At 50.6% G+C, this 26183-nt stretch carries 46 protein-coding genes; 39 read left to right on the top strand and 7 right to left on the bottom strand.

Features of this window, described 5'->3' with window-relative positions; genetic code table 11:
• Positions 1-204 precede the first annotated feature (204 nt).
• Together bfd and bfr are read left to right on the top strand one after the other, a co-directional pair.
• The gene (bfd, locus tag CKK19_RS24455; protein ID WP_003863268.1) at positions 205-399 is read left to right on the top strand and encodes a bacterioferritin-associated ferredoxin; all 195 of its coding nucleotides are present in this window, start codon (positions 205-207) and stop codon (positions 397-399) included.
• A 72-nt stretch (positions 400-471) separates the two neighbouring features.
• Entirely contained in the window at positions 472-948 is a 477-nt protein-coding gene (gene bfr / locus CKK19_RS24450) for a bacterioferritin (protein WP_003863270.1), read from the top strand.
• Here the strand turns inward: bfr and CKK19_RS24445 are convergent.
• On the bottom strand, positions 932-1405 hold the full coding sequence (locus CKK19_RS24445) for a prepilin peptidase (RefSeq protein WP_063853926.1): 474 nt from the start codon (positions 1403-1405) through the stop codon (positions 932-934). The genes bfr and CKK19_RS24445 overlap by 17 nt on opposite strands.
• 380 nt (positions 1406-1785) lie before the next feature.
• Here CKK19_RS24445 and rpsJ point away from each other — a divergent pair, with 380 nt between their 5' ends.
• The 31 genes from rpsJ to CKK19_RS24290 all read left to right on the top strand — a co-directional run bounded on the left by rpsJ (position 1786) and on the right by CKK19_RS24290 (position 16642).
• Positions 1786-2097 carry a 30S ribosomal protein S10 gene (gene rpsJ, locus CKK19_RS24440; protein WP_001181005.1) on the top strand — a complete coding sequence of 104 codons (312 nt, stop codon included), beginning with the start codon at positions 1786-1788 and terminating at the stop codon, positions 2095-2097.
• 32 nt (positions 2098-2129) lie between these two features.
• Complete coding sequence (gene rplC, locus CKK19_RS24435; RefSeq protein ID WP_006178923.1) at positions 2130-2759, top strand: 50S ribosomal protein L3; 630 nt, start codon at positions 2130-2132, stop codon at positions 2757-2759.
• Between the two features lie 10 nt (positions 2760-2769).
• Complete coding sequence (gene rplD, locus CKK19_RS24430; protein ID WP_000424395.1) at positions 2770-3375, top strand: 50S ribosomal protein L4; 606 nt, start codon at positions 2770-2772, stop codon at positions 3373-3375.
• Positions 3372-3674 (top strand): 50S ribosomal protein L23, encoded by a 303-nt coding sequence (gene rplW / locus CKK19_RS24425; RefSeq protein WP_000617546.1) that lies wholly within the window; start codon positions 3372-3374, stop codon positions 3672-3674. Before rplD ends, rplW begins: the two co-directional genes overlap by 4 nt.
• 17 nt (positions 3675-3691) lie before the next feature.
• On the top strand, positions 3692-4513 hold the full coding sequence (gene rplB / locus CKK19_RS24420) for a 50S ribosomal protein L2 (RefSeq protein ID WP_000301859.1): 822 nt from the start codon (positions 3692-3694) through the stop codon (positions 4511-4513).
• A 16-nt stretch (positions 4514-4529) separates the two neighbouring features.
• A complete protein-coding gene (rpsS, locus tag CKK19_RS24415; protein WP_001138117.1) occupies positions 4530-4808 on the top strand; it encodes a 30S ribosomal protein S19 in 279 nt (92 codons plus the stop codon).
• 14 nt (positions 4809-4822) lie between these two features.
• A complete protein-coding gene (gene rplV, locus CKK19_RS24410) occupies positions 4823-5155 on the top strand; it encodes a 50S ribosomal protein L22 (protein ID WP_002919773.1) in 333 nt (110 codons plus the stop codon).
• 17 nt (positions 5156-5172) lie between these two features.
• Positions 5173-5874, top strand: a complete 702-nt coding sequence (rpsC, locus tag CKK19_RS24405; protein ID WP_000529945.1) for a 30S ribosomal protein S3 — start codon at positions 5173-5175, stop codon at positions 5872-5874.
• A 12-nt stretch (positions 5875-5886) separates the two neighbouring features.
• A complete protein-coding gene (gene rplP / locus CKK19_RS24400) occupies positions 5887-6297 on the top strand; it encodes a 50S ribosomal protein L16 (protein ID WP_002919759.1) in 411 nt (136 codons plus the stop codon).
• A complete protein-coding gene (gene rpmC, locus CKK19_RS24395) occupies positions 6297-6488 on the top strand; it encodes a 50S ribosomal protein L29 (RefSeq protein ID WP_003863282.1) in 192 nt (63 codons plus the stop codon). Before rplP ends, rpmC begins: the two co-directional genes overlap by 1 nt.
• Positions 6488-6742, top strand: a complete 255-nt coding sequence (gene rpsQ / locus CKK19_RS24390) for a 30S ribosomal protein S17 (protein ID WP_002438707.1) — start codon at positions 6488-6490, stop codon at positions 6740-6742. The genes rpmC and rpsQ overlap by 1 nt, the downstream gene beginning before the upstream one ends.
• 166 nt (positions 6743-6908) lie before the next feature.
• Positions 6909-7280, top strand: coding sequence for a 50S ribosomal protein L14 (gene rplN / locus CKK19_RS24385; protein ID WP_002919748.1), 372 nt, complete (start codon positions 6909-6911; stop codon positions 7278-7280).
• A 10-nt stretch (positions 7281-7290) separates the two neighbouring features.
• Positions 7291-7605, top strand: a complete 315-nt coding sequence (rplX, locus tag CKK19_RS24380; RefSeq protein WP_003863287.1) for a 50S ribosomal protein L24 — start codon at positions 7291-7293, stop codon at positions 7603-7605.
• A 14-nt stretch (positions 7606-7619) separates the two neighbouring features.
• Positions 7620-8159 (top strand): 50S ribosomal protein L5, encoded by a 540-nt coding sequence (gene rplE, locus CKK19_RS24375; RefSeq protein ID WP_022649589.1) that lies wholly within the window; start codon positions 7620-7622, stop codon positions 8157-8159.
• Positions 8160-8173: 14 nt separating this feature from the next.
• The gene (rpsN, locus tag CKK19_RS24370; RefSeq protein ID WP_003863291.1) at positions 8174-8479 is read left to right on the top strand and encodes a 30S ribosomal protein S14; all 306 of its coding nucleotides are present in this window, start codon (positions 8174-8176) and stop codon (positions 8477-8479) included.
• 30 nt (positions 8480-8509) lie between these two features.
• The gene (gene rpsH / locus CKK19_RS24365; RefSeq protein ID WP_006178918.1) at positions 8510-8902 is read left to right on the top strand and encodes a 30S ribosomal protein S8; all 393 of its coding nucleotides are present in this window, start codon (positions 8510-8512) and stop codon (positions 8900-8902) included.
• Between the two features lie 12 nt (positions 8903-8914).
• Positions 8915-9448, top strand: coding sequence for a 50S ribosomal protein L6 (gene rplF / locus CKK19_RS24360; RefSeq protein ID WP_003863296.1), 534 nt, complete (start codon positions 8915-8917; stop codon positions 9446-9448).
• A 9-nt stretch (positions 9449-9457) separates the two neighbouring features.
• On the top strand, positions 9458-9811 hold the full coding sequence (rplR, locus tag CKK19_RS24355; RefSeq protein ID WP_003863297.1) for a 50S ribosomal protein L18: 354 nt from the start codon (positions 9458-9460) through the stop codon (positions 9809-9811).
• 14 nt (positions 9812-9825) lie between these two features.
• The gene (gene rpsE, locus CKK19_RS24350; RefSeq protein WP_003863299.1) at positions 9826-10326 is read left to right on the top strand and encodes a 30S ribosomal protein S5; all 501 of its coding nucleotides are present in this window, start codon (positions 9826-9828) and stop codon (positions 10324-10326) included.
• 6 nt (positions 10327-10332) lie between these two features.
• Positions 10333-10512, top strand: a complete 180-nt coding sequence (gene rpmD, locus CKK19_RS24345) for a 50S ribosomal protein L30 (RefSeq protein ID WP_003863301.1) — start codon at positions 10333-10335, stop codon at positions 10510-10512.
• Positions 10513-10515: 3 nt separating this feature from the next.
• Positions 10516-10950, top strand: coding sequence for a 50S ribosomal protein L15 (gene rplO, locus CKK19_RS24340; protein ID WP_014885468.1), 435 nt, complete (start codon positions 10516-10518; stop codon positions 10948-10950).
• A 7-nt stretch (positions 10951-10957) separates the two neighbouring features.
• Positions 10958-12289, top strand: a complete 1332-nt coding sequence (gene secY / locus CKK19_RS24335; protein ID WP_003863305.1) for a preprotein translocase subunit SecY — start codon at positions 10958-10960, stop codon at positions 12287-12289.
• Between the two features lie 31 nt (positions 12290-12320).
• Positions 12321-12437 carry a 50S ribosomal protein L36 gene (rpmJ, locus tag CKK19_RS24330; protein ID WP_000868187.1) on the top strand — a complete coding sequence of 39 codons (117 nt, stop codon included), beginning with the start codon at positions 12321-12323 and terminating at the stop codon, positions 12435-12437.
• Between the two features lie 146 nt (positions 12438-12583).
• Entirely contained in the window at positions 12584-12940 is a 357-nt protein-coding gene (gene rpsM, locus CKK19_RS24325; protein ID WP_003863308.1) for a 30S ribosomal protein S13, read from the top strand.
• A gap of 16 nt (positions 12941-12956) precedes the next feature.
• On the top strand, positions 12957-13346 hold the full coding sequence (gene rpsK, locus CKK19_RS24320) for a 30S ribosomal protein S11 (RefSeq protein ID WP_003863312.1): 390 nt from the start codon (positions 12957-12959) through the stop codon (positions 13344-13346).
• A gap of 32 nt (positions 13347-13378) precedes the next feature.
• Positions 13379-13999 carry a 30S ribosomal protein S4 gene (gene rpsD, locus CKK19_RS24315; protein WP_003863314.1) on the top strand — a complete coding sequence of 207 codons (621 nt, stop codon included), beginning with the start codon at positions 13379-13381 and terminating at the stop codon, positions 13997-13999.
• 25 nt (positions 14000-14024) lie between these two features.
• Entirely contained in the window at positions 14025-15014 is a 990-nt protein-coding gene (locus CKK19_RS24310) for a DNA-directed RNA polymerase subunit alpha (RefSeq protein ID WP_002919219.1), read from the top strand.
• Between the two features lie 40 nt (positions 15015-15054).
• Entirely contained in the window at positions 15055-15438 is a 384-nt protein-coding gene (rplQ, locus tag CKK19_RS24305) for a 50S ribosomal protein L17 (protein ID WP_001216368.1), read from the top strand.
• A 107-nt stretch (positions 15439-15545) separates the two neighbouring features.
• Positions 15546-15914 carry a DUF1992 domain-containing protein gene (locus tag CKK19_RS24300; protein ID WP_063853925.1) on the top strand — a complete coding sequence of 123 codons (369 nt, stop codon included), beginning with the start codon at positions 15546-15548 and terminating at the stop codon, positions 15912-15914.
• Positions 15915-15916: 2 nt separating this feature from the next.
• Positions 15917-16342: a Zn(2+)-responsive transcriptional regulator gene (gene zntR, locus CKK19_RS24295; protein ID WP_003863328.1), complete on the top strand. Its 426-nt coding sequence runs from the start codon at positions 15917-15919 to the stop codon at positions 16340-16342.
• A 57-nt stretch (positions 16343-16399) separates the two neighbouring features.
• Positions 16400-16642: an alternative ribosome-rescue factor A gene (locus CKK19_RS24290; RefSeq protein ID WP_063853924.1), complete on the top strand. Its 243-nt coding sequence runs from the start codon at positions 16400-16402 to the stop codon at positions 16640-16642.
• Here CKK19_RS24290 and mscL read toward each other — a convergent pair.
• The 5 genes from mscL to def all read right to left on the bottom strand — a co-directional run bounded on the left by mscL (position 16616) and on the right by def (position 21394).
• On the bottom strand, positions 16616-17029 hold the full coding sequence (mscL, locus tag CKK19_RS24285) for a large-conductance mechanosensitive channel protein MscL (protein WP_003863335.1): 414 nt from the start codon (positions 17027-17029) through the stop codon (positions 16616-16618). The two genes, CKK19_RS24290 and mscL, sit on opposite strands and share 27 nt — an antisense overlap.
• 146 nt (positions 17030-17175) lie before the next feature.
• Positions 17176-18552, bottom strand: coding sequence for a Trk system potassium transporter TrkA (gene trkA, locus CKK19_RS24280; RefSeq protein ID WP_063853923.1), 1377 nt, complete (start codon positions 18550-18552; stop codon positions 17176-17178).
• Positions 18553-18574: 22 nt separating this feature from the next.
• Positions 18575-19861: a 16S rRNA (cytosine(967)-C(5))-methyltransferase RsmB gene (gene rsmB / locus CKK19_RS24275; RefSeq protein WP_045622658.1), complete on the bottom strand. Its 1287-nt coding sequence runs from the start codon at positions 19859-19861 to the stop codon at positions 18575-18577.
• Between the two features lie 52 nt (positions 19862-19913).
• On the bottom strand, positions 19914-20861 hold the full coding sequence (gene fmt, locus CKK19_RS24270; protein WP_063853922.1) for a methionyl-tRNA formyltransferase: 948 nt from the start codon (positions 20859-20861) through the stop codon (positions 19914-19916).
• A 23-nt stretch (positions 20862-20884) separates the two neighbouring features.
• A complete protein-coding gene (def, locus tag CKK19_RS24265) occupies positions 20885-21394 on the bottom strand; it encodes a peptide deformylase (protein WP_006812188.1) in 510 nt (169 codons plus the stop codon).
• A 127-nt stretch (positions 21395-21521) separates the two neighbouring features.
• Between def and dprA the strand changes: the two genes are divergently transcribed.
• The 6 genes from dprA to CKK19_RS24235 are packed head-to-tail and all read left to right on the top strand — an operon-like array spanning position 21522 to position 25305.
• Positions 21522-22646, top strand: coding sequence for a DNA-protecting protein DprA (gene dprA / locus CKK19_RS24260; RefSeq protein ID WP_032626756.1), 1125 nt, complete (start codon positions 21522-21524; stop codon positions 22644-22646).
• A complete protein-coding gene (gene smg, locus CKK19_RS24255; protein ID WP_000460665.1) occupies positions 22618-23091 on the top strand; it encodes a DUF494 family protein Smg in 474 nt (157 codons plus the stop codon). Before dprA ends, smg begins: the two co-directional genes overlap by 29 nt.
• A 26-nt stretch (positions 23092-23117) precedes the next feature.
• The gene (locus CKK19_RS24250) at positions 23118-23672 is read left to right on the top strand and encodes a type I DNA topoisomerase (RefSeq protein WP_023298754.1); all 555 of its coding nucleotides are present in this window, start codon (positions 23118-23120) and stop codon (positions 23670-23672) included.
• Positions 23665-24237: an L-threonylcarbamoyladenylate synthase type 1 TsaC gene (tsaC, locus tag CKK19_RS24245; protein WP_022649580.1), complete on the top strand. Its 573-nt coding sequence runs from the start codon at positions 23665-23667 to the stop codon at positions 24235-24237. Before CKK19_RS24250 ends, tsaC begins: the two co-directional genes overlap by 8 nt.
• Before the next feature lie 4 nt (positions 24238-24241).
• Positions 24242-25060 carry a shikimate dehydrogenase gene (aroE, locus tag CKK19_RS24240; RefSeq protein WP_032626754.1) on the top strand — a complete coding sequence of 273 codons (819 nt, stop codon included), beginning with the start codon at positions 24242-24244 and terminating at the stop codon, positions 25058-25060.
• Entirely contained in the window at positions 25057-25305 is a 249-nt protein-coding gene (locus CKK19_RS24235) for a DUF1488 domain-containing protein (RefSeq protein ID WP_032626752.1), read from the top strand. The genes aroE and CKK19_RS24235 overlap by 4 nt, the downstream gene beginning before the upstream one ends.
• On the opposite strand, the gene CKK19_RS24230 is transcribed toward CKK19_RS24235, so the two are convergent.
• On the bottom strand, positions 25281-25835 hold the full coding sequence (locus tag CKK19_RS24230) for a gamma carbonic anhydrase family protein (RefSeq protein WP_032626749.1): 555 nt from the start codon (positions 25833-25835) through the stop codon (positions 25281-25283). The two genes, CKK19_RS24235 and CKK19_RS24230, sit on opposite strands and share 25 nt — an antisense overlap.
• Positions 25836-26183: the final 348 nt, after the last annotated feature.

The raw sequence follows: 26183 nt of genomic DNA, 5'->3' as shown, positions 1-26183 counted from the left end.
GGCGTTGTTGCTAAAGTTCTGGGCTAATTAATTATCCCTGAAATAAAAAGGACGCTTCGGCGTCCTTTTTTGTTTTCTGCCGTTGGGCATTGTCATAAAAATTCGCATTTTTTGCTTTCTCCCGCCACGTATTCCGACGCCCGTGCTATTGTAATCATAACCATTCTCACTTACACTTTGCGCATATTTTGAACGGGAGTCTTTATGTACGTTTGTTTATGTAATGGTGTAAGCGACAAAAAAATTCGTCAGGCCGTTCGCCAGTTTCAACCACAATCTTTCCAGCAGCTTCGTAAGTTTGTTCCGGTGGGAAATCAATGCGGTAAATGCGTTCGCGCAGCGCGTGAGATCATGCAGGACGAACTGATGCAGATCCCGGAATTCAAAGAGATCGCGTAAGCCTCCATCTTTTTTTTGACATCCCCGTAGCCCGATCTACGCTTCAATGAGTGGAAGCGGAGGGACTATATAATGAAAGGTGATGTTAAAATCATAAGTTATCTCAATAAATTATTGGGAAATGAGCTTGTCGCAATCAATCAGTATTTTCTCCATGCAAGAATGTTCAAAAACTGGGGACTGACTCGCCTCAACGATGTTGAATACCATGAGTCCATTGATGAAATGAAACACGCCGATAAATATATTGAGCGTATTTTATTCCTCGAAGGCATTCCTAACCTACAGGATCTCGGAAAACTGGGCATCGGAGAAGATGTTGAAGAGATGCTGCGTTCTGATCTCCGGCTAGAGCTGGAGGGTGCAAAAGACCTGCGTGAAGCCATTGCCTATGCAGACAGCGTACATGACTACGTCAGCCGGGATATGATGATCCAGATCCTGGCCGATGAAGAAGGGCACATCGACTGGCTTGAGACCGAACTGGATCTCATTAGCAAAATTGGCCTACAGAACTACCTTCAGTCTCAGATCAAAGTGGAAAGTTAATCAGGCTTTCCCAGCCAACGCATAAACCCGCTGCCGCCAGAAATGGCCCAAAAGGCAGTGGGTTTTTTAATGCCTGCTTATCAGGGTTGAACAACGAGAAACCAACCAGATACAGCAGAGCCATTAACGCGGCCACTAATGCCAGTACTGGCAGTACACACCAGCCATGCCATGCTCCCAGCGCCGCCAGATATTTTATGTCGCCATACCCCATCCCTTCACATCGGCAGATGAGTCGATATCCCCAATAGATAACGGCGAATCCGGCGTATCCTGCGGTCGCACCCAGTACCGCGCTCGGCAAAAAACCAGGATGAAGACAAAGCTGGTAGAGCAGGCCCGTCCATAGCAGCGGGCAAAGGAATTTATCGGGAAGCAGCCCCGTGCGAATATCGGTGCGTACAAGCAAGGCCGATAACGCAAAATAGATCAGCAGAAAGGGGAGGGACATTAGCATAGCGAGAGCCTCAAAATGGTTTGTGCGCATACTCGTAATAATCTGCATGCCCGGCAATGTGTAAAAACAACAATTGCATAGCGGCTTCAGACAAAGAGTTGTGAAGGGATACTTTGCATAAAAAATTGCGAGGCCTTACGCAGAGTACGACTTTGGCGCTTAATTTCTAAACGGCACTTGCGTCTTTCGCTGATTTACGTATAATGCGCGGGCTTGTCGTAATTGACGGCGGGTTCAATCTGAACCAGAGTAGCTCACTTTGTTACTCAACAATGCTCCCAATTGGGGAGCTACGTAAGAACGGTTACACTCTCCCATCAATCGTAATGGGTTTGAGGAGTAATCATTTTCGTTTATAAAATAATTGGAGCTCTGGTCTCATGCAGAACCAAAGAATCCGTATCCGCCTTAAAGCGTTTGATCATCGTCTGATCGATCAATCAACCGCGGAAATCGTCGAGACTGCTAAGCGCACTGGTGCGCAAGTCCGTGGTCCGATCCCGCTGCCGACCCGCAAAGAGCGCTTTACCGTTCTGATCTCTCCGCACGTTAACAAAGATGCGCGTGATCAGTACGAGATCCGCACTCACAAGCGTCTGGTTGACATCGTTGAGCCAACTGAGAAAACCGTTGATGCTCTGATGCGTCTGGATCTGGCTGCCGGTGTAGACGTGCAGATCAGCCTGGGTTAATCAGGTCATCGAGCGATTGAGAGGTTGATACAATGATTGGTTTAGTCGGTAAAAAAGTGGGCATGACCCGCATCTTCACTGAAGATGGCGTTTCAATCCCAGTAACCGTAATCGAAGTTGAAGCAAACCGCGTTACCCAGGTTAAAGATCTGGCTAACGATGGCTACCGCGCTGTTCAGGTGACCACTGGTGCTAAAAAAGCTAACCGTGTAACCAAACCAGAAGCGGGTCACTTCGCTAAAGCTGGCGTAGAAGCTGGCCGTGGTCTGTGGGAATTCCGTCTTGCTGAAGGCGAAGAGTTCACCGTAGGTCAGGACATTAGCGTTGAGCTGTTTGCTGACGTTAAAAAAGTTGACGTAACCGGTACCTCTAAAGGTAAAGGTTTTGCTGGTACCGTTAAGCGCTGGAACTTCCGTACCCAGGACGCTACTCACGGTAACTCCTTGTCTCACCGCGTTCCGGGTTCTATCGGTCAGAACCAGACTCCGGGCAAAGTGTTCAAAGGCAAGAAAATGGCAGGTCAGCTGGGCAACGAACGTGTAACCGTTCAGAGCCTGGACGTAGTACGTGTTGACGCTGAGCGCAACCTGCTGCTGGTTAAAGGTGCGGTCCCGGGTGCAACCGGTAGCGACCTGATCGTTAAACCAGCTGTGAAGGCGTAAGGGGATAGCAATGGAATTAGTATTGAAAGACGCGCAGAGCGCGCTGACTGTTTCCGAAACTACCTTCGGTCGTGATTTCAACGAAGCGCTGGTTCACCAGGTTGTTGTTGCTTATGCAGCTGGTGCTCGTCAGGGTACTCGTGCTCAGAAGACTCGTGCTGAAGTAACTGGTTCAGGCAAAAAGCCATGGCGCCAGAAAGGTACCGGCCGTGCGCGTTCAGGTTCTATCAAGAGCCCGATCTGGCGTTCAGGTGGCGTGACCTTCGCTGCGCGTCCACAGGACCACAGTCAAAAAGTTAACAAAAAGATGTACCGCGGCGCGCTGAAAAGCATCCTGTCCGAACTGGTACGTCAGGATCGTCTGATCGTTGTCGAGAAGTTCTCTGTTGAAGCGCCTAAAACTAAGCTGCTGGCACAGAAACTGAAAGACATGGCTCTGGAAGATGTGCTGATCATCACCGGTGAGCTGGACGAGAACCTGTTCCTGGCCGCGCGTAACCTGCACAAGGTTGACGTACGCGACGCGACTGGTATCGACCCGGTTAGCCTGATCGCCTTCGACAAAGTCGTAATGACTGCTGATGCTGTTAAGCAAGTTGAGGAGATGCTGGCATGATTCGTGAAGAACGTCTGCTGAAGGTGCTGCGCGCACCGCACGTTTCTGAAAAAGCGTCTACTGCGATGGAAAAAACAAACACCATCGTTCTCAAAGTTGCTAAAGACGCGACCAAAGCAGAGATCAAAGCTGCTGTGCAGAAACTGTTTGAAGTCGAAGTCGAAGTCGTTAACACCCTGGTAGTTAAAGGGAAAGTTAAACGTCACGGACAGCGTATCGGTCGTCGTAGCGACTGGAAAAAAGCTTACGTCACCCTGAAAGAAGGCCAGAACCTGGACTTCGTTGGCGGCGCTGAGTAAGTCGGAGGAGTAATACAATGGCAGTTGTTAAATGTAAACCGACATCTCCGGGTCGTCGCCACGTAGTTAAAGTGGTTAACCCTGAGCTGCACAAGGGCAAACCTTTTGCTCCGTTGCTGGAAAAAAACAGCAAATCCGGTGGTCGTAACAACAATGGCCGTATCACCACTCGTCACATCGGTGGTGGCCACAAGCAGGCTTATCGTATTGTTGACTTCAAACGCAACAAAGACGGTATCCCAGCAGTTGTTGAGCGTCTTGAGTACGATCCGAACCGTTCCGCGAACATCGCGCTGGTTCTGTACAAAGATGGCGAACGCCGTTACATCCTGGCCCCTAAAGGCCTGAAAGCTGGCGACCAGATTCAGTCTGGCGTTGATGCTGCAATCAAAGCAGGCAACACCCTGCCGATGCGCAATATCCCGGTTGGTTCTACCGTTCATAACGTAGAAATGAAACCAGGTAAAGGCGGTCAGCTGGCGCGTTCCGCGGGTACTTACGTTCAGATCGTTGCGCGTGACGGTGCTTATGTCACCCTGCGTCTGCGTTCTGGTGAAATGCGTAAAGTCGAAGCAGACTGCCGCGCTACTCTGGGCGAAGTTGGCAATGCTGAGCATATGCTGCGCGTTCTGGGTAAAGCTGGTGCTGCACGCTGGCGTGGTGTTCGTCCTACCGTTCGCGGTACTGCGATGAACCCAGTCGATCACCCACATGGTGGTGGTGAAGGTCGTAACTTTGGTAAGCACCCGGTAACTCCGTGGGGCGTTCAGACCAAAGGTAAGAAGACCCGCAGCAACAAGCGTACTGATAAATTTATCGTACGTCGCCGTAGCAAATAATTTTAGAGGATAAGCCATGCCACGTTCTCTCAAGAAAGGTCCTTTTATTGACCTGCACTTGCTGAAGAAGGTAGAGAAAGCGGTGGAAAGCGGAGACAAGAAGCCCCTGCGCACTTGGTCCCGTCGTTCAACGATCTTTCCTAACATGATCGGTTTGACCATCGCTGTCCATAATGGTCGTCAGCACGTTCCAGTCTTTGTTACCGACGAAATGGTTGGTCACAAACTGGGTGAATTCGCACCGACTCGTACTTATCGCGGCCACGCTGCTGATAAAAAAGCGAAGAAGAAATAAGGTAGGAGGAAGAGATGGAAACTTTAGCTCAACATCGCCATGCTCGTTCTTCTGCACAGAAGGTTCGCCTTGTTGCTGACCTGATTCGCGGTAAGAAAGTGTCGCAGGCCCTGGACATCCTGACCTATACCAACAAGAAAGCTGCGGTATTGGTCAAGAAAGTACTGGAATCTGCCATTGCTAACGCTGAACACAACGATGGCGCTGACATCGACGATCTGAAAGTCGCGAAAATTTTCGTAGATGAAGGCCCAAGCATGAAGCGCATTATGCCGCGTGCGAAAGGTCGTGCAGATCGCATCCTGAAGCGCACCAGCCACATTACTGTGGTTGTGTCCGATCGCTGAGACTCTGGAGACTAGCAATGGGTCAGAAAGTACATCCTAATGGTATTCGCCTGGGTATTGTAAAACCATGGAACTCTACCTGGTTTGCGAACACCAAAGAATTCGCTGACAACCTGGACAGCGATTTTAAAGTACGTCAGTACCTGACTAAGGAACTGGCTAAAGCGTCTGTATCTCGTATCGTTATCGAGCGTCCAGCTAAGAGCATCCGTGTGACTATTCACACTGCTCGCCCTGGTATCGTTATCGGTAAGAAAGGCGAAGACGTAGAAAAACTGCGCAAGGTCGTAGCGGATATCGCTGGCGTTCCTGCACAGATCAATATCGCTGAAGTTCGTAAGCCTGAACTGGACGCTAAATTGGTTGCTGACAGCATCACTTCTCAGCTGGAACGTCGTGTTATGTTCCGTCGTGCTATGAAGCGTGCTGTACAGAACGCAATGCGTCTGGGCGCTAAGGGTATCAAAGTTGAAGTTAGCGGCCGTCTGGGCGGCGCGGAAATCGCACGTACCGAATGGTACCGCGAAGGTCGCGTACCGCTGCACACTCTGCGTGCTGACATCGACTACAACACCTCTGAAGCGCACACCACTTACGGTGTAATCGGCGTTAAGGTATGGATCTTCAAAGGTGAGATCCTGGGTGGTATGGCTGCTGTTGAACAACCGGAAAAACCGGCTGCTCAACCTAAAAAGCAGCAGCGTAAAGGCCGTAAATAAGGAGCGTCGCTGATGTTACAACCAAAGCGTACAAAATTCCGTAAAGTGCACAAAGGCCGCAACCGTGGTCTGGCGCAGGGTACGGATGTTAGCTTCGGCACTTTCGGTCTGAAAGCTGTTGGCCGTGGTCGTCTGACTGCACGTCAGATCGAAGCAGCACGTCGTGCAATGACCCGTGCAGTTAAGCGTCAAGGTAAGATCTGGATCCGTGTATTCCCGGACAAACCGATCACCGAGAAGCCACTGGAAGTTCGTATGGGTAAAGGTAAAGGTAACGTGGAGTACTGGGTTGCCTTGATCCAACCGGGCAAAGTCCTTTATGAAATGGACGGTGTTCCGGAAGAGCTGGCCCGTGAAGCCTTCGGCCTGGCAGCAGCGAAACTGCCTATCAAAACCACCTTTGTAACTAAGACGGTGATGTAATGAAAGCAAAAGAGCTGCGTGAAAAAAGCGTTGAAGAGCTGAACGCTGAGCTGCTGAACCTGCTGCGTGAGCAGTTCAACCTGCGTATGCAGGCTGCAAGTGGCCAGCTGCAACAGACTCACCTGCTGAAGCAAGTGCGTCGCAATGTTGCGCGCGTTAAGACTTTACTGACTCAGAAGGCGGGTGCGTAATGACCGATAAAATCCGTACTCTGCAAGGTCGTGTTGTTAGCGATAAAATGGAGAAATCCATTGTTGTAGCTATCGAACGTTTTGTGAAACACCCGATCTACGGTAAATTCATCAAGCGTACGACCAAACTGCACGTACATGACGAGAACAACGAATGTGGTATCGGCGACAAGGTTGAAATCCGTGAATGCCGTCCACTGTCCAAGACTAAGTCCTGGACGCTGGTTCGCGTTGTAGAGAAAGCGGTTCTGTAATAGAGTACGCATTCTCAATACGAATAAACGGCTCAGCAATGAGCCGTTTATTTTTTCTACCCATATTGCAGAAGCGGTGTTATAATGCCGCGCCCTCGATATGGGGCTTTTTAACGGCTCTGATTTTAGAGTCTCAGGTAGTAGTTGACATTAGCGGAGCACTAAAATGATCCAAGAACAGACTATGCTGAACGTCGCCGACAACTCCGGTGCACGTCGCGTAATGTGTATCAAGGTTCTGGGTGGCTCGCACCGTCGCTACGCAGGCGTAGGCGACATCATCAAGATCACCATCAAGGAAGCAATTCCACGTGGTAAGGTCAAAAAAGGTGATGTGCTGAAGGCGGTAGTGGTGCGCACCAAGAAGGGTGTTCGTCGCCCTGACGGTTCTGTCATTCGCTTCGATGGTAATGCATGCGTTATTTTAAACAATAACAGCGAGCAGCCTATCGGCACGCGTATCTTTGGGCCGGTAACTCGTGAACTTCGTACTGAGAAGTTCATGAAAATTATCTCTCTGGCACCAGAAGTACTCTAAGGAGCGAATCATGGCAGCGAAAATCCGTCGTGATGACGAAGTTATCGTGTTAACCGGTAAAGATAAAGGTAAACGCGGTAAAGTAAAAAATGTTCTGTCTTCCGGCAAACTCGTCGTTGAAGGTATCAACCTGGTTAAGAAACATCAGAAGCCGGTTCCGGCCCTGAACCAACCAGGCGGCATCGTTGAAAAAGAAGCTGCTATTCAGGTTTCTAACGTTGCAATCTTCAATGCGGCTACCGGTAAGGCTGACCGTGTAGGCTTTAGATTCGAAGACGGCAAAAAAGTCCGTTTCTTCAAGTCTAACAGCGAAACTATCAAGTAATTTGGAGTAGTACGATGGCGAAACTGCATGATTACTACAAAGACGAAGTAGTTAACAAACTCATGACTGAGTTTAGCTACAATTCTGTCATGCAAGTCCCTCGGGTCGAGAAGATCACCCTGAACATGGGTGTTGGTGAAGCGATCGCTGACAAGAAACTGCTGGATAACGCAGCAGCTGACCTGACAGCAATCTCCGGTCAAAAACCGCTGATCACCAAAGCACGCAAATCTGTTGCAGGCTTCAAAATCCGTCAGGGCTATCCGATCGGCTGTAAAGTAACTCTGCGTGGCGAACGCATGTGGGAGTTCCTTGAGCGCCTGATCACTATTGCTGTTCCACGTATCCGTGACTTCCGTGGCTTGTCCGCTAAGTCTTTCGACGGTCGTGGTAACTACAGCATGGGTGTCCGTGAGCAGATCATCTTCCCAGAAATCGACTACGATAAAGTCGACCGCGTGCGTGGTTTGGATATTACCATTACCACTACTGCGAAATCTGATGAAGAAGGCCGTGCTCTGCTGGCTGCCTTTGACTTCCCGTTCCGCAAGTAAGGTAGGGTTACTGAATGGCTAAGCAATCAATGAAAGCACGCGAAGTAAAGCGCGTAGCTTTAGCTGATAAATTCTTCGCTAAACGCGCTGAACTGAAAGCGATCATTTCTGATGTGAACGCTTCCGACGAAGATCGTTGGAATGCGGTTCTCAAGCTGCAGTCTCTGCCGCGTGATTCCAGCCCGTCTCGTCAGCGTAACCGCTGTCGTCAAACAGGTCGTCCACATGGTTATGTGGGCAAGTTTGGGTTGAGCCGTATCAAACTGCGTGAAGCCGCCATGCGCGGTGAAGTACCAGGCTTGAAAAAGGCTAGCTGGTAATTACCAATTGAATCACGGGAGTAAAGACAGATGAGCATGCAAGATCCGATCGCGGATATGCTGACCCGTATCCGTAACGGTCAGGCCGCGAACAAAGTTGCGGTCACCATGCCTTCCGCCAAGCTGAAAGTGGCAATTGCCAACGTGCTGAAGGAAGAAGGTTTTATCGAAGATTTTAAAGTTGAAGGCGACACCAAGCCGGAACTGGAACTTACTCTCAAGTATTTCCAGGGTAAAGCTGTTGTAGAAAGCATTCAGCGTGTCAGCCGCCCAGGCCTGCGCATCTATAAGAAAAAAGATGAGCTGCCAAAAGTAATGGCTGGTCTTGGTATCGCAGTTGTTTCTACCTCTAAAGGTGTTATGACTGATCGTGCAGCGCGCCAGGCTGGTCTTGGTGGCGAAATTATCTGCTACGTAGCCTAATCGGAGGAAAGAATGTCTCGTGTTGCTAAAGCACCGGTCGTTATTCCTGCCGGCGTTGATGTCAAAATCGACGGTCAGGTTATTACGATCAAAGGTAAAAACGGCGAGCTGACTCGTACCCTCAACAAAGCTGTTGAAGTTAAACATGCAGATAACGCTCTGACCTTCGGTCCACGTGATGGTTTCGTGGATGGATGGGCTCAGGCTGGTACCGCGCGTGCCCTGCTGAACTCAATGGTTGTTGGTGTTACCGAAGGCTTCACTAAAAAGCTTCAGCTGGTTGGTGTAGGTTATCGTGCAGCTATCAAAGGGAATGCAGTAGGCCTGTCTCTGGGCTTCTCACACCCTGTTGAGCATCCGCTGCCGGCCGGAATCACTGCAGAATGCCCGACTCAGACTGAAATCGTGCTGAAAGGCGCTGATAAACAGCTGATCGGTCAGGTTGCAGCAGATCTGCGCGCCTACCGTCGTCCTGAGCCTTATAAAGGCAAGGGTGTTCGTTACGCCGACGAAGTCGTGCGTACCAAAGAGGCTAAGAAGAAGTAAGGTAACACTATGGATAAGAAATCTGCTCGTATCCGTCGTGCGACCCGCGCACGCCGCAAGCTCAAAGAGCTGGGTGCAACTCGCCTGGTGGTACATCGTACCCCGCGTCATATTTACGCACAGGTAATTGCACCGAACGGTTCTGAAGTTCTGGTAGCTGCTTCTACTGTAGAAAAAGCTATCTCAGAACAATTGAAGTATACCGGTAACAAAGACGCCGCTGCAGCTGTAGGTAAAGCTGTTGCAGAACGCGCTCTGGAAAAAGGCATCAGCAATGTTTCCTTTGACCGTTCCGGGTTCCAATATCATGGTCGTGTCCAGGCACTGGCAGATGCTGCCCGTGAAGCTGGCCTTCAGTTCTAAGGTAGAGGTGTAAGATGGCTCACATCGAAAAACAGGCTGGCGAACTGCAGGAAAAGCTGATCGCGGTAAACCGCGTATCTAAAACCGTTAAAGGTGGTCGTATTTTCTCCTTCACAGCTCTGACTGTAGTGGGTGATGGTAACGGTCGCGTTGGTTTTGGTTACGGTAAAGCGCGTGAAGTTCCAGCAGCGATCCAGAAAGCGATGGAAAAAGCCCGTCGCAATATGATTAACGTCGCGCTGAACAACGGTACCCTGCAACACCCAGTTAAAGGTGTTCACACGGGTTCTCGTGTATTCATGCAGCCAGCTTCCGAAGGTACCGGTATCATCGCCGGTGGTGCAATGCGCGCCGTTCTGGAAGTTGCTGGAGTTCATAACGTTCTGGCTAAAGCATATGGTTCCACCAACCCGATCAACGTGGTTCGTGCAACTATTGATGGCCTGGAAAATATGAATTCTCCAGAAATGGTCGCTGCCAAGCGTGGTAAATCCGTTGAAGAAATTCTGGGGTAATTGACCATGGCAAAGACTATTAAAATCACTCAAACCCGCAGTGCAATCGGTCGTCTGCCGAAACACAAGGCAACGCTGCTTGGCCTGGGTCTGCGTCGTATTGGTCATACCGTTGAGCGCGAGGATACTCCTGCTGTTCGTGGTATGGTCAACGCGGTTTACTTCATGGTTAAAGTTGAGGAGTAAGAGATGCGTTTAAATACTCTGTCTCCGGCCGAAGGCTCTAAAAAGGCGGGTAAACGCCTGGGTCGTGGTATCGGTTCTGGCCTCGGCAAAACCGGTGGTCGTGGTCACAAAGGTCAGAACTCTCGTTCTGGCGGTGGCGTACGTCGCGGTTTCGAGGGTGGCCAGATGCCACTGTACCGTCGTCTGCCGAAGTTCGGCTTCACCTCTCGCAAAGCAGCGATTACAGCGGAAATCCGTCTGTCTGACCTGGCGAAAGTTGAAGGCGGCGTTGTAGACCTGAATACGCTGAAAGCAGCTAACATTATCGGTATCCAGATCGAGTTCGCGAAAGTGATCCTGTCTGGTGAAGTTTCTACTCCGGTAACTGTTCGTGGCCTGCGTGTTACTAAAGGTGCTCGTGCTGCTATCGAAGCTGCTGGCGGTAAAATTGAGGAATAAGTAGCAGATGGCTAAGCAACCGGGATTAGATTTTCAAAGTGCCAAAGGTGGATTTGGCGAGCTGAAACGCAGACTGCTGTTTGTAATCGGCGCGCTGATTGTGTTCCGTATTGGCTCTTTTATTCCGATCCCTGGTATTGATGCCGCTGTACTTGCCAAACTGCTTGAGCAACAGCGAGGCACCATCATTGAAATGTTCAACATGTTCTCTGGTGGTGCTCTCAGCCGTGCTTCTATTTTCGCACTGGGTATTATGCCGTACATTTCGGCATCGATTATTATCCAACTGCTGACGGTCGTTCATCCGGCCCTGGCAGAGTTGAAGAAAGAAGGGGAGTCTGGACGTCGTAAGATTAGCCAGTACACCCGTTACGGCACTCTGGTGCTGGCAATATTCCAGTCGATCGGTATTGCTACCGGTCTTCCGAATATGCCTGGTATGCAGGGCCTGGTATTAAACCCAGGCTTTGCATTCTATTTCACCGCTGTTGTAAGTCTGGTCACAGGGACCATGTTCCTGATGTGGCTCGGCGAACAGATTACTGAACGAGGTATCGGTAACGGTATCTCAATCATTATCTTCGCCGGTATCGTTGCGGGTCTCCCGCCGGCCATCGCCCATACTATCGAGCAAGCGCGTCAAGGCGACCTGCACTTCCTCCTGTTGCTGTTGGTTGCAGTATTAGTATTTGCAGTGACGTTCTTTGTTGTCTTCGTTGAACGTGGTCAACGCCGCATTGTGGTGAACTACGCTAAACGTCAGCAGGGTCGTCGTGTCTATGCTGCACAGAGCACACATTTACCGCTGAAAGTGAATATGGCGGGGGTTATCCCGGCTATCTTCGCTTCCAGTATTATTCTGTTCCCGGCAACCATCGCGTCATGGTTCGGGGGCGGTACTGGTTGGAACTGGCTGACAACAATTTCGCTGTATTTGCAGCCTGGGCAACCACTTTATGTGTTACTCTATGCGTCTGCGATCATCTTCTTCTGTTTCTTCTACACGGCGTTGGTCTTCAACCCGCGTGAAACAGCAGATAACCTGAAGAAGTCCGGTGCATTTGTACCAGGAATTCGTCCGGGAGAGCAAACGGCGAAGTATATCGATAAAGTAATGACTCGCCTGACTTTGGTTGGTGCGCTTTATATTACTTTTATCTGCCTGATCCCGGAGTTCATGCGTGATGCAATGAAAGTACCGTTCTACTTCGGTGGGACCTCACTGCTTATCGTTGTTGTCGTGATTATGGACTTTATGGCTCAAGTGCAAACTCTGATGATGTCCAGTCAGTATGAGTCTGCATTGAAGAAGGCGAACCTGAAAGGCTACGGCCGCTAAATGGTCGTCTGAGAAGTTACGGAGAGTAAAAATGAAAGTTCGTGCTTCCGTCAAGAAATTATGCCGTAACTGCAAAATCGTTAAGCGTGATGGTGTCATCCGTGTGATTTGCAGTGCCGAGCCGAAGCATAAACAGCGCCAAGGCTGATTATTTCGCATATTTTTCTTGCAAAGTTGGGTTGAGCTGGCTAGATTAGCCAGCCAATCTTTTGTATGTCTGTACGTTTCCATTTGAGTATCCTGAAAACGGGCTTTTCAGCATGGTGCGTACATATTAAATAGTAGGAGTGCATAGTGGCCCGTATAGCAGGCATTAACATTCCTGATCAGAAACATGCTGTGATCGCATTAACTTCGATCTACGGCGTCGGCAAGACCCGTTCCAAAGCCATTCTGGCTGCAGCGGGTATCGCTGAAGATGTTAAGATCAGTGAGCTGTCTGAAGAACAAATCGACACGCTGCGTGACGAAGTTGCCAAATTTGTCGTTGAAGGTGATCTGCGCCGTGAAATCAGCATGAGCATCAAGCGCCTGATGGATCTTGGTTGCTATCGCGGTTTGCGTCATCGTCGTGGTCTGCCAGTGCGCGGTCAGCGTACTAAGACCAACGCACGTACCCGTAAGGGTCCGCGCAAACCGATCAAGAAATAATCGGGGTGATTGAATAATGGCAAAGGCACCAGTTCGTGCACGTAAACGTGTAAGAAAACAAGTCTCTGACGGCGTGGCTCATATCCATGCTTCTTTCAACAACACCATCGTTACTATTACTGATCGTCAGGGTAACGCATTGGGTTGGGCAACAGCCGGTGGTTCCGGTTTCCGTGGTTCTCGCAAATCCACTCCGTTCGCAGCTCAGGTTGCAGCAGAGCGTTGCGCTGAAGCCGTAAAAGAATACGGCATCAAGAATCTGGAAGTTATGGTTAAAGGTCCGGGTCCGGGTCGTGAATCTACTGTTCGCGCTCTGAACGCCGCTGGTTTCCGCATCACGAATATTACTGATGTGACTCCGATCCCTCATAACGGTTGTCGTCCGCCGAAAAAACGTCGCGTATAACGCTCGTTTTTTAGGTTAGTTGGAGATAGAAAATGGCAAGATATTTGGGTCCTAAGCTCAAGCTGAGCCGTCGTGAGGGCACCGACTTATTCCTTAAGTCTGGCGTTCGCGCGATCGATACCAAGTGTAAAATTGAACAAGCTCCTGGCCAGCACGGTGCGCGTAAACCGCGTCTGTCTGACTATGGTGTGCAGTTGCGTGAAAAGCAAAAAGTTCGCCGTATCTACGGTGTGCTGGAGCGTCAGTTCCGTAACTACTATAAAGAAGCAGCACGTCTGAAAGGCAACACAGGTGAAAACCTGCTGGCTCTGCTGGAAGGTCGTCTGGACAACGTTGTATACCGTATGGGCTTCGGCGCGACTCGTGCTGAATCACGCCAGTTGGTTAGCCATAAAGCAATCATGGTAAACGGTCGTGTTGTTAACATCGCTTCTTATCAGGTTAAAGCGAATGACGTTGTTAGCATTCGTGAGAAAGCGAAAAAGCAATCTCGCGTGAAAGCCGCTCTGGAGCTGGCTGAGCAGCGTGAAAAGCCAACCTGGCTGGAAGTTGATGCTGGCAAGATGGAAGGTACGTTCAAGCGTCAGCCTGAGCGTTCTGATCTGTCTGCGGACATTAACGAACACCTGATCGTCGAGCTTTACTCCAAGTAAAGCTTAGTACCAAAGAGAGGACACAATGCAGGGTTCTGTGACAGAGTTTCTAAAACCGCGCCTGGTAGATATCGAGCAAGTGAGTTCGACGCACGCCAAGGTGACCCTTGAGCCTTTAGAGCGTGGCTTTGGCCATACTCTGGGTAACGCACTGCGCCGTATTCTGCTCTCATCGATGCCGGGTTGCGCGGTGACCGAGGTTGAGATTGATGGTGTACTTCATGAGTACAGCACCAAAGAAGGCGTTCAGGAAGATATCCTTGAAATCCTGCTCAACCTGAAAGGGCTGGCGGTGAGAGTTCAGGGTAAAGATGAAGTTATTCTTACTCTGAATAAATCTGGCATTGGCCCTGTGACTGCAGCCGACATCACCCACGACGGTGATGTTGAAATCGTCAAGCCGCAGCACGTGATCTGCCACCTGACCGATGAGAACGCAGCTATTAGCATGCGTATCAAAGTTCAGCGCGGTCGTGGTTATGTGCCGGCTTCTGCCCGAATTCATTCGGAAGAAGATGAGCGCCCAATCGGCCGTCTGCTGGTCGACGCATGCTACAGCCCTGTAGAGCGTATTGCCTACAATGTTGAAGCAGCGCGTGTAGAACAGCGTACCGACCTGGACAAGCTGGTCATCGAAATGGAAACCAATGGCACAATCGATCCTGAAGAGGCGATTCGTCGTGCGGCAACCATCCTGGCAGAACAACTGGAAGCTTTCGTTGACTTACGTGATGTACGTCAGCCGGAAGTGAAAGAAGAGAAACCAGAATTCGATCCGATCCTGCTGCGCCCTGTTGACGATCTGGAATTGACTGTCCGCTCTGCTAACTGCCTCAAGGCAGAAGCTATCCACTATATCGGTGATCTGGTACAGCGTACCGAGGTTGAGTTGCTGAAAACGCCGAACCTGGGTAAAAAATCTCTTACCGAGATTAAAGACGTGCTGGCTTCACGTGGTCTGTCTCTGGGCATGCGCCTGGAAAACTGGCCACCAGCAAGCATTGCTGACGAGTAACCGGATCACAGGTTAAGGTTTTACTGAGAAGGATAAGGTCATGCGCCATCGTAAGAGTGGTCGTCAACTGAACCGCAACAGCAGCCATCGCCAGGCTATGTTCCGCAACATGGCAGGTTCACTGGTTCGTCATGAAATCATCAAGACGACCCTGCCTAAAGCGAAAGAGCTGCGTCGCGTAGTTGAGCCGCTGATTACTCTTGCCAAGACTGACAGCGTTGCTAATCGTCGTCTGGCATTCGCCCGTACTCGTGATAACGAGATCGTGGCAAAACTGTTTAACGAACTGGGCCCGCGTTTCGCGAGCCGTGCCGGTGGTTACACTCGCATTCTGAAGTGTGGCTTCCGTGCAGGCGACAACGCGCCGATGGCTTACATCGAGCTGGTTGATCGTTCAGAGAAAGCAGAAGCTGCTGCAGAGTAATCTGTAGTAACGTAAAAAAACCCGCCTCGGCGGGTTTTTTTATATCCGCAGAATCTCCACTTATCTACAATGTCTGTATCTTTTCTGCTCATCCCCTGGAGTTCATTATGTGGTTGCTCGATCAGTGGGCTGAACGCCATATTAGCGATGCCCAAAACAAAGGCGAGTTTGAAAATCTCCCCGGTAGCGGTGAGCCACTGGTGCTGGACGATAATTCACACATTCCCCCTGAATTACGGGCCGGTTATCGCTTACTGAAAAACGCAGGTTGTTTACCCCCTGAACTTCAGCAACGCAATGAAGCCGTCGAGCTTGCCGATCTGCTTAAAGGCATTCATAAGAATGACCCGCGGTACTCCGAAATCAGTCGTCGGTTAGCGCTCATCGAGCTAAAACTGCGCCAGACGGGAATGAATACTGACTTTTTGCATGGTGAGTACAGTGAAAGGTTAATGCAAAAAATAAACGAGGAGTAGCCATGTACCGCATAGGTGAACTTGCGAAGCTTGCTAACGTAACGCCGGATACTATCCGCTACTACGAAAAGCAGCAGATGATCGATCATGAGGTCAGAACAGAAGGTGGATTTCGCCTTTATACGGATAACGACCTGCAACGCCTTCGTTTTATCCGCTATGCCCGGCAACTCGGCTTCACGCTGGAGTCGATCCGTGAACTGCTGTCGATCCGTATCGATCCTGAACATCATACGTGTCAGGAATCTAAAAGCATCGTTCAGGCCCGGCTGGATGAAGTTGAAGGACGAATTCAGGAGCTGCAGGCCATGCAACGATCTCTACAAAGGCTGAATGACGCGTGCTGCGGTACTGCTCACAGCAGTGTTTATTGCTCAATACTGGAAGCCCTTGAACAGGGCGCCAGTAGTGAAACTCAGGGTTGTTGATTTTTTATCAGCCACGGACTAGACTCCCGCCGACATTAACTATGCTCAGGAGAAATGATGAGCCGCTATCAGCATACTAAGGGACAAATTAAGGATAACGCCATTGAGGCATTGCTTCACGACCCGCTTTTTAGACAGCGTGTTGAGAAGAACAAGAAGGGAAAAGGGAGTTATTTGCGTAAAGGTAAACATGCACAACGTGGTAACTGGGAGGCCAGTGGCAAGCAAGCTAATCGCTTTTTTACCACTGGCCTTTCTGTTTCTCTCGCCTCATTAAACGCGGTTATTCTGCTCTTTTAACAGATCGCGAATTTCAGTCAGTAAGACTTCTTCTTTAGTTGGTGCTGGCGGGGCAGCAGCCGGTTCTTCTTTTTTACGGTTAAGTCTGTTGATAAGTTTGATCGCCATGAAAATGGCAAATGCCACGATCACGAAATCAAATACGTTCTGAATGAATACGCCGTAGTGCATTACAACCGCAGGGATATCGCCCTGAGCTTCCCGAAGGGTAAAGGCGAATTGTTTGAAATCAATGCCTCCAATCAACAGTCCTAACGGCGGCATAATAATGTCGGCGACTAATGATGAAACGATCTTACCGAACGCCGCACCAATAATGACACCCACAGCCAAATCCACCACATTCCCGCGCATCGCAAATTCGCGAAATTCTTTAATAAAACTCATTATGTTCTCCTTGTGCCAGCTGACGCCTATAAGTTTAACAAATGATTAGCTAATTGCCATTGGGGATAAATAATCGTTATGAAAAATAAAAGGCATGAAAATTAGAAGGTTAATATTTGGGTGCCCTCGTCTGAGCACCCAAATCATTACAGGAAGAACGGGCTTGGCTGGAATAAACGCTCGACGTCGGTAATAAATTTTTTATCGGTCAGGAACATAATAACGTGGTCACCCTGCTCAATACGTAAATAATCATTGGCGATCATCACATCATTACCTCGCACTACTGCGCCGATAATGGTGCCTGGTGGAAGTTTAATTTCATCGATTGCGCGACCAACAACGCGTGACGTCGTTTCATCCCCGTGAGCGACGGCTTCAATGGCTTCAGCAACACCACGACGAAGAGATGACACGCCGACAATATCCGCTTTACGCACATGGCTTAGCAGGGCAGAGATGGTGGCTTGCTGGGGTGAAATAGCAATATCAATTACGCTACCCTGTACCAGATCGACATAAGCCTTACGCTGGATAAGCACCATAACTTTTTTCGCCCCCATACGTTTAGCGAGCATGGCGGACATAATATTCGCTTCGTCGTCGTTGGTGACGGCAATAAAAAGATCAACCTGATCGATATGCTCTTCGGCCAGCAATTCCTGATCCGAAGCATCGCCATAAAACACGATGGTATTCTGAAGTTTTTCAGCCAGCTCTGACGCGCGTTGTTGATCCCGTTCGATCAGCTTCACGCTGTAGTCTTTTTCCAGCCGTCTCGCCAGACCTGCGCCAATATTACCGCCGCCAACCAGCATAATACGTTTATACGGTTTTTCGAGACGCTGTAGTTCACTCATCACCGCACGGATATGCTGAGAAGCCGCAATAAAGAAGACTTCATCCCCGGCTTCTACAATGGTGGAACCTTGCGGACGAATAGGTCTGTCGTGACGGAAAATCGCCGCAACACGCGTATCGATATGTGGCATATGCTCGCGCATTGTCGACAGGGCATTACCAATCAGCGGGCCCCCGTAATAAGCCTTCACGACCGCCAGGCTTACTTTCCCTTCAGCAAAGTTCACAACCTGCAACGCGCCCGGGTACTCAATCAGACGATAAATACTGTCGATAACCAGCTGTTCAGGCGCAATAAGATGGTCGATGGGTACTGCTTCGGAATTAAACAGCTTTTCCGCATCCCGGACATAGTCCGGAGAACGAATGCGGGCGATGCGGTTTGGGGTGTTGAAAAGCGAGTAGGCCACCTGACATGCAACCATGTTGGTTTCATCAGAACTGGTTACTGCAACCAGCATGTCGGCATCGTCCGCGCCCGCTTCCCGAAGCACACGTGGATGAGAGCCGTGCCCCTGAACAACGCGGAGGTCGAACTTGTCCTGCAAAACGCGCAGGCGATCGCCATTGGTATCCACAATGGTGATATCGTTGTTTTCGCCCACGAGATTTTCCGCCAGCGTTCCGCCAACTTGCCCTGCGCCCAGAATGATAATTTTCATCTTTCGTGACCTGTTCTCAACATCACTCTTTGATTAGCTTAGCGTAAAAGAAGCCATCACCCTCTTCTGCGCCCGGCAGGTTTTGCAGACCCGGGTGCTCAGGCGTTCCCGTATCGTGCAGCGTAGCGTCCGGGGTGCGTTTCAGGAAAGCCGCAATTTGCTGACTGTTCTCTTCCGTGAGAACAGAGCAGGTTGCATACACCAGGGTTCCGCCGGGTTTGAGATGCGGCCAGATGGCATCCAGAATTTCGGATTGCAACTGGGCAAGCTCCTTGATATCACGATCGCGACGCAGCCATTTGATATCGGGATGACGACGAATCACGCCGGTTGCTGAGCAGGGGGCGTCCAGCAAAATGCGATCGAACCGGGTATCACCACACCAGTCAGCGGGTTTGCGTCCATCGCCTTGCTTAACCTGTGCTTTCATACCCAGACGCTTAAGGTTGTCATAGACGCGTGAAAGGCGCTGCTCATCAACATCCACGGCCATCACGCTGGCCTGCGGCGCCACTTCCAGGATGTGCGTTGTTTTCCCCCCTGGCGCTGCACAGAGATCGAGGATCTGCTCCCCGTCTTTCGGCTCAAGCCAGGTCATGCAGCCCTGAGCAGATGCGTCCTGTACCGTTACCCAGCCCTCTTCAAAACCGGGTAATGCATGTACCGGTGCAGGGGAGGCTAAACGAACCGCATCAGGATAAGCAGCGTGTGTGAAGCCGCTCATTCCGGCCTCTTCCAGCAGGGCCAGCCATGCGTCGCGTGTATGATGGTTACGATTGACGCGTAACCACATCGGCGGACGTTGATTATTGGCATCCACAATGTCTTGCCATTGCTGTGGGTAGGCTTTTTTAAGGCGATTCAGCAGCCATTCAGGGTGAAGGAAGCGCGCTTCGCTTTGCGCAAATTCTGCCAGCAGTTCGTCCTGCTGACGCTGGAACTGACGCAGCACGCCGTTGATCAATCCTTTTAGCTGAGGACGTTTAATCGCAACGGCACCCTCCACTGTCTCGGCCAGCGCAGCATGAGGTGGAATGCGGGTATGAAGAAGCTGGTAGAAACCGACCATGATCAAATAATGCACGGTACGCTGCTTGCCGCTCATCGGGCGTGACATCAGCTTGTTAATCAACCACTCAAGCTGAGAGAGGGTGCGCAGCACGCCAAAGCACAGCTCCTGGAGCAGGGCTTTGTCTTTATCGGAAACCTTTTGTTGCAGTGGAGGCAGGACATTACTCAGTGACTGGCCCTGCTCGATAACCTGCTCAACGGCCTGAGCCGCCATAGTGCGTAGATTTTGTCTTTTCATAACCGTAAAAATAAAAATGCCCGGAAACACCGGGCCTTAAGAATAAATTTGTTCAGGCAAGGCGATTGCCAGGGATGAACCATTCACGACGAGAATTTAATAGATCCTGCGCGCTCATTGCCTTTTTACCGGCCGGTTGCAGCGATTCAAGATTCAGTATCCCTTCTCCGGTCGCAACCTGGATACCGTTTTTGCTGGCGTCGATAATCGTACCGGGCTCTGCCGATGCATTGCCGTTAATAACTGAAGCTTTCCAGACTTTCACTGGCTGCTCATCAATCATCAACCAGCTCATCGGCCATGGATTAAAGGCGCGGATGCAGCGTTCGAGTTGAGCTGCTGACAGGGACCAGTCGATCCGGGCTTCTTCTTTACTCAGTTTCTCAGCATAGGTCACCTGTGCCTCATCCTGCACTTCAGGTGTCGCTGTATTGTCAGCAAGCTGTTGCAGCGTCTCAATCAGCCCCTGCGGGCCGAGATCCGCCAGCTTGTCATACAGCGTGGCGCTGGTATCTTCTGCGGTGATGGGACACGCCAGTTTATACAGCATGTCGCCCGTGTCTAAACCTACGTCCATCTTCATGATTGTCACGCCAATTTCAGCATCGCCTGCCCACAGAGCGCGCTGAATAGGGGCTGCACCACGCCAGCGTGGGAGCAAAGAACCATGAACGTTAACACAGCCAAGGCGGGGCATATCAAGTACCGCTTTCGGCAGAATGAGGCCGTAAGCCACAACTACCATCACGTCCGCGTTCAGGTCTGCCACTAACTTCTGGTTTTCCTCAGGTCGTAATGACGCAGGCTGGAAAACCGGTAAACCATGTGTTTCTGCCAGTACCTTAACCGGGCCAGGCATCAGTTTTTTACCGCGGCCAGCCGGACGGTCCGGCTGAGTAAATACGCCAACAATCTGATGGCCAGACGTTAACAGCGCGTCGAGATGACGCGCTGCAAAATCAGGGGTACCCGCGAAGATTATACGTAGTGATGTAGACACGTTATTCCTTGTATCCGGGGGCGTTAAGCGCGAGAACGCAAACGATCCAGTTTCTCAACTTTCTGACGAATACGCTGTTGCTTCAGAGGTGAGAGGTAATCGATAAACAGTTTACCGACCAGGTGATCCATCTCATGCTGAATGCAAATTGCCAGCAGATCGTCGGCTTCCAGCTCAAACGGATTGCCGTCACGATCCAGTGCGCGGATTTTAACTTTTTCGGCACGTGGCACCAAAGCGCGCTGTTCAGGGATAGACAGACAGCCTTCCTCAATACCTGTTTCGCCGCTTTTTTCCAGCAGCTCAGGGTTGATCAGCACCAGGCGCTCATCACGATTTTCAGAAACGTCGATCACAATAATACGTTTGTGAATGTCTACCTGGGTCGCGGCAAGGCCAATGCCTTCTTCAGCGTACATGGTATCGAACATATCATCGACGATACGCTGAATTTCTGCATTCACTTCTTTAACCGGTTCCGCGACGATGCGAAGGCGCTCGTCAGGAATATGTAACACTTGCAAAACTGCCATAAATTTCCAGAGTCGTGTTCAGGAGTTGATAAGAATATTACTTCTATTCTAGACAAATCCCCGGTCGATTGACAGCATCAGTGACCAATCGCAAAGATTGCTGAGGCTGCTTATGGCAGGGAAAAGGATGACGTCCACAGAGATATGGTTACGGCTTATAAACATCGGGTCGTTATACGGTGATGCGATGCTGGAGATTGCGCAGAGGCTGCTTCGCCAGGCAACCGTCGATGCTGAAGCCGTCAACGCGTCAGGGCTTTCGCCCAAACATGCCGTAAAGTTTTTTTCGTTCAGCGAGAGTGAGCTTGAACGTAGTCTGGAATGGCTGGAACACGCCGACAACCACCTTCTCACGGCGGATGATCCTCGCTTCCCGCCATTGTTGCGTTCTATCCCTGATTTTCCCGGGGCGCTATTTGTGAGAGGCCGCGTTGACGTGCTTAATAGCATGCAGCTTGCGGTAGTGGGCAGCCGTGCGCCCTCGTGGTATGGCGAGCGTTGGGGGAAAATGCTGAGCGAACAGCTGTCCCAATGTGGCTTTACGATCACCAGTGGCCTGGCTTGCGGCATCGACGGTGTAGCACATCATGCGGCGTTGTCCGCAAAAGGGCGAAGTGTCGCCGTGCTTGGCAATGGTCTTTTTAGTCTCTATCCGCGTCGTCATCATATTCTGGCTGAGCAACTTATTGCTTCAGAGGGGGCAATAGTGTCTGAGTTTTCACTCTCAACACCGCCCAGACCGGGTAACTTTCCACGGCGTAACCGGATCATCAGTGGGTTAAGCCAGGGTGTGCTGGTGGTCGAAGCTGCGATTCGGAGTGGATCGCTGGTTACCGCAAGGTGCGCACTGGAGCAGGGGCGTGAAGTTTTTGCGCTGCCCGGCCCGTTGGGGAACCCCGGCTGCGAAGGCCCTCACTGGCTGATAAAACAGGGGGCGACGCTGGTGACCTGCAAAGAAGATATCCTTGAAAATTTGCAGTATGGACTGCATTGGTTGCAGGATGATCTCCAAAAGCGACATATTTCATCGGATCAGGAGGCAGTAGCATTGCCATTTCCCAAGCTCCTGGCTAACGTAGGAGATGAGGTAACACCTGTTGACGTTGTCGCTGAACGTGCCGGCCAACCTGTGCCAGTAACGGTAGCACAGCTACTCGAACTGGAGTTAGCAGGGTGGATCGCAGCTGTACCCGGCGGCTATGTCCGATTAAGGAGGGCATGCCATGTTCGACGTACTGATGTATTTGTTTGAGACTTACATCCACAACGAAGCAGAAATGCAGGTGGATCAGGACAAATTAACACGGGATCTGACCGACGCAGGTTTTGAGCGGGAAGATATATATAATGCGTTGATGTGGCTGGATAAGTTGGCTGATTATCAGGACGGCCTCGCCGAACCGATGCAGCTTGCTTCTGACCCATTGTCTGTGCGCATCTATACAGCTGAAGAGTGTGAAAGGCTGGATGCCAGCTGCCGGGGATTCATTTTATTCCTCGAGCAGATTCAGGTGCTAAACCTCGAAACGAGAGAGATGGTGATAGAGCGCGTCATGGCGCTGGATACTGCTGAGTTTGAACTGGAAGATCTGAAATGGGTGATCCTGATGGTTCTGTTCAACATTCCAGGCTGTGAAAATGCCTATCAGCAAATGGAAGAATTACTCTTTGAAGTGAATGAAGGTATGCTGCATTAATTCTATGTGCAGCAACAAGAGTTGTTATGGCCAAATCAGCACTCTTCACGGTGCATAAAAACGAGCCCTGCCCACAATGCGGGGCAGAACTTGTTATTCGGTCCGGGAAACACGGTCCGTTTCTCGGTTGTTCACACTATCCGGAATGTGATTATGTCCGTCCCCTGAAAAGCCAGGCGGATGGACATATCGTCAAAATTCTGGAGGGACAGCTTTGTCCTCTCTGTGGCGGTGAACTGGCGCTGCGGCAGGGGCGGTTCGGGATGTTTATCGGATGCAGCCGCTACCCGGAGTGTGAACATACGGAACAAATTGATAAGCCAGATGAAACGGCAATTGCCTGCCCTCAGTGCCAGCGTGGCCAATTGGTGCAGCGGCGCTCTCGTTATGGCAAGACCTTCCATTCGTGCGATCGCTATCCTGAATGCCAGTTCGTCATCAATTTCAAACCAGTAGCGGGCGTCTGCTCTCATTGCGATTATCCGTTACTTATAGAGAAGAAAACCGCGCAAGGCTTGAAACGCTTTTGCGCCAGTAAACAATGTGGAAAGCCGGTTTCGGCGGATCAAATCAGTGAATAATAACCTGCCATCAGGCTCCATCGCGCAGGCGGTGGAAATCCTGAAAAAAGAAGAAGTCATCGCCTATCCAACAGAAGCCGTTTTCGGGGTCGGGTGTGATCCTGACAGCGAAGTCGCCGTTAACCGTCTGCTGGCGCTAAAACAGCGGCCTGTCGAAAAAGGATTGATTTTGATCGCTGCGAACTACGAGCAGCTTAAGCCTTATATTGATGATTCCATGCTGACACCTGCACAGCGGGAAACCATTTTCTCTGCGTGGCCTGGTCCCGTGACGTTTGTTTTTCCTGCACAGCCGACAACGCCGCGCTGGTTAACCGGGCGTTTCGATTCACTCGCGGTACGCGTCACCGACCATCCGCTGGTGGTGGAGTTATGCCAGGCATTTGGTAAACCTCTGGTTTCAACCAGCGCCAACCTGACCGGGCTTCCCCCTTGTCGGACAACCGAAGAAGTTCTGGCGCAGTTCGGGAATGATTTCCCGGTAGCCGTGGGTGAAACCGGTGGTCGTCTTAACCCGTCAGAAATTCGCGATGCCTTGACCGGCGAACGTTTTCGCCAGGGATAATGTGATGGAAACCTATGCTGTTTTTGGTAACCCGATCGCGCACAGCAAGTCGCCTCTGATCCATCGGCTGTTTGCGGAGCAATTGCATATAGATCACCCGTATGGTCGGGTTCTTGCGCCTGTTGATGCATTTATACCGACGCTGAATAGCTTTTTTGATGCGGGTGGTAAAGGTGCGAACGTCACGGTGCCTTTTAAAGAAGAGGCTTTCGGGCGCGCGGATGAACTGACCGAACGTGCGTCGCTCGCTGGCGCCGTCAATACTCTTAAGCGGCTTGAAGATGGTCGCCTTCTGGGCGATAACACCGATGGGATTGGTTTACTCAGCGATCTGGAGCGATTGTCGTTTATTAAACCAGGCTTTCGGATCCTGCTGATCGGCGCGGGTGGCGCCTCGCGCGGCGTATTGCTTCCTCTTCTTTCGCTGGATTGTGCGGTGACAATCACCAACCGTACTTTCTCCAGAGCAGAAGAGCTGGCGGCGTTGTTCGCACACACAGGCAGCGTAGCTGCGGTAGCACCTGACGATCTCGCGCGTCACGAATTTGATCTTGTGATTAATGCCACCTCAAGCGGTATTAATGGAGAGATCCCGGCGATTCCTGCATCCCTGATTCATTCCCACATCTACGCCTATGACATGTTTTATCAAAAAGGGAAAACGCCCTTTCTGACCTGGTGCGAACAACAGGGGGCAAAACACGTGGCTGATGGTCTGGGAATGCTGGTGGGGCAGGCGGCTCATGCGGTGCTACTCTGGCATGGCGTGTTACCCGCAGTAGAACCGGTGATTGAAAAGCTCAAACAGGAAATGACGGCGTGAATCAGGCGATTCATTTTCCCGACAGAGAAATCTGGGATGAAAACAAGCAAGCGGTTTGTTTCCCGGTGCTGGTGCATGGAATGCAGCTCACCTGTGCGATTAAAGGGGAAACGTTGCTTCAGCGCTTTGGGGGGGCAGATCCGTTAGCGGTCTTTTGCGAAAATCGCTGGGACCTGGAAGAGGATGCCAGCGATTTGATCCGCGATCAGCAGGAAGACGATCAGGGTTGGGTCTGGTTATCCTGATCCAGATAGTCATTTTTCCATTTAACGTAATTGTTCGCTGAGTATTTCAATCCTTCGATCTCCGTCTCTTTTAGGGGGCGGATCTGTTTAACCGGGCTGCCTAAATAGAGATACCCACTTTCAAGACGCTTGTTTTGCGGAACAAGACTCCCTGCGCCAATCATTACGTCATCTTCTACAATGACGCCATCCAGCAAAATCGATCCCATCCCAACGAGAACCCTGTTACCGATCGTGCAGCCGTGGAGCATCACTTTATGGCCGACGGTAACATCTTCCCCAATAATGAGCGGGTTGCCCTCAGGGTTATAAGATGACTTATGAGTCACATGCAACACGCTGCCGTCCTGAATATTGGTGCGTGCACCGATTGCAACGTAGTTAACATCGCCCCGGATCGCGACAAGTGGCCAGATGCTGACATCATCGGCCATGCGAACATCACCAATGACCACGCTGCTGGCATCGATCATCACGCGATCGCCTTTTTGGGGGAACAGATGTTTATAAGGACGTAATACTGCAAACATATCTACCTCGATACAGATGAGCGTTATTAAAGAAGACTTTGATCGTATTCCTGGAGCGAGGCAAGGCAAAATGCGTCAATTTTTAAGCGGATCGGGTGGGTTTTCAGCGAAAAGCACGGAAAATCATCAGTTGGAAAAAAAGATCTAAAAAATACTTGTGCTAAAAACTGGGATCCCTATAATGCGCCTCCATCGACACGGCAGATGTGAATCACTTCACAGACTACCCGGTCGGTTGAAGAGAAAAAATCCTGAAATAACGGGTTGACTCTGAAAGAGGAAAGCGTAATATACGCCACCTCGCGACAGAGCGCTGAAGCGCGTCGCAACTGCTCTTTAACAATTTAT

The organism is Enterobacter sp. CCUG 70166 (assembly GCF_020224095.1).
GTDB lineage: Bacteria > Pseudomonadota > Gammaproteobacteria > Enterobacterales > Enterobacteriaceae > Enterobacter > Enterobacter intestinihominis.
Note: the sequence above shows the minus strand (reverse complement) of the source record. Positions and strands in the feature narration are given on the sequence as shown.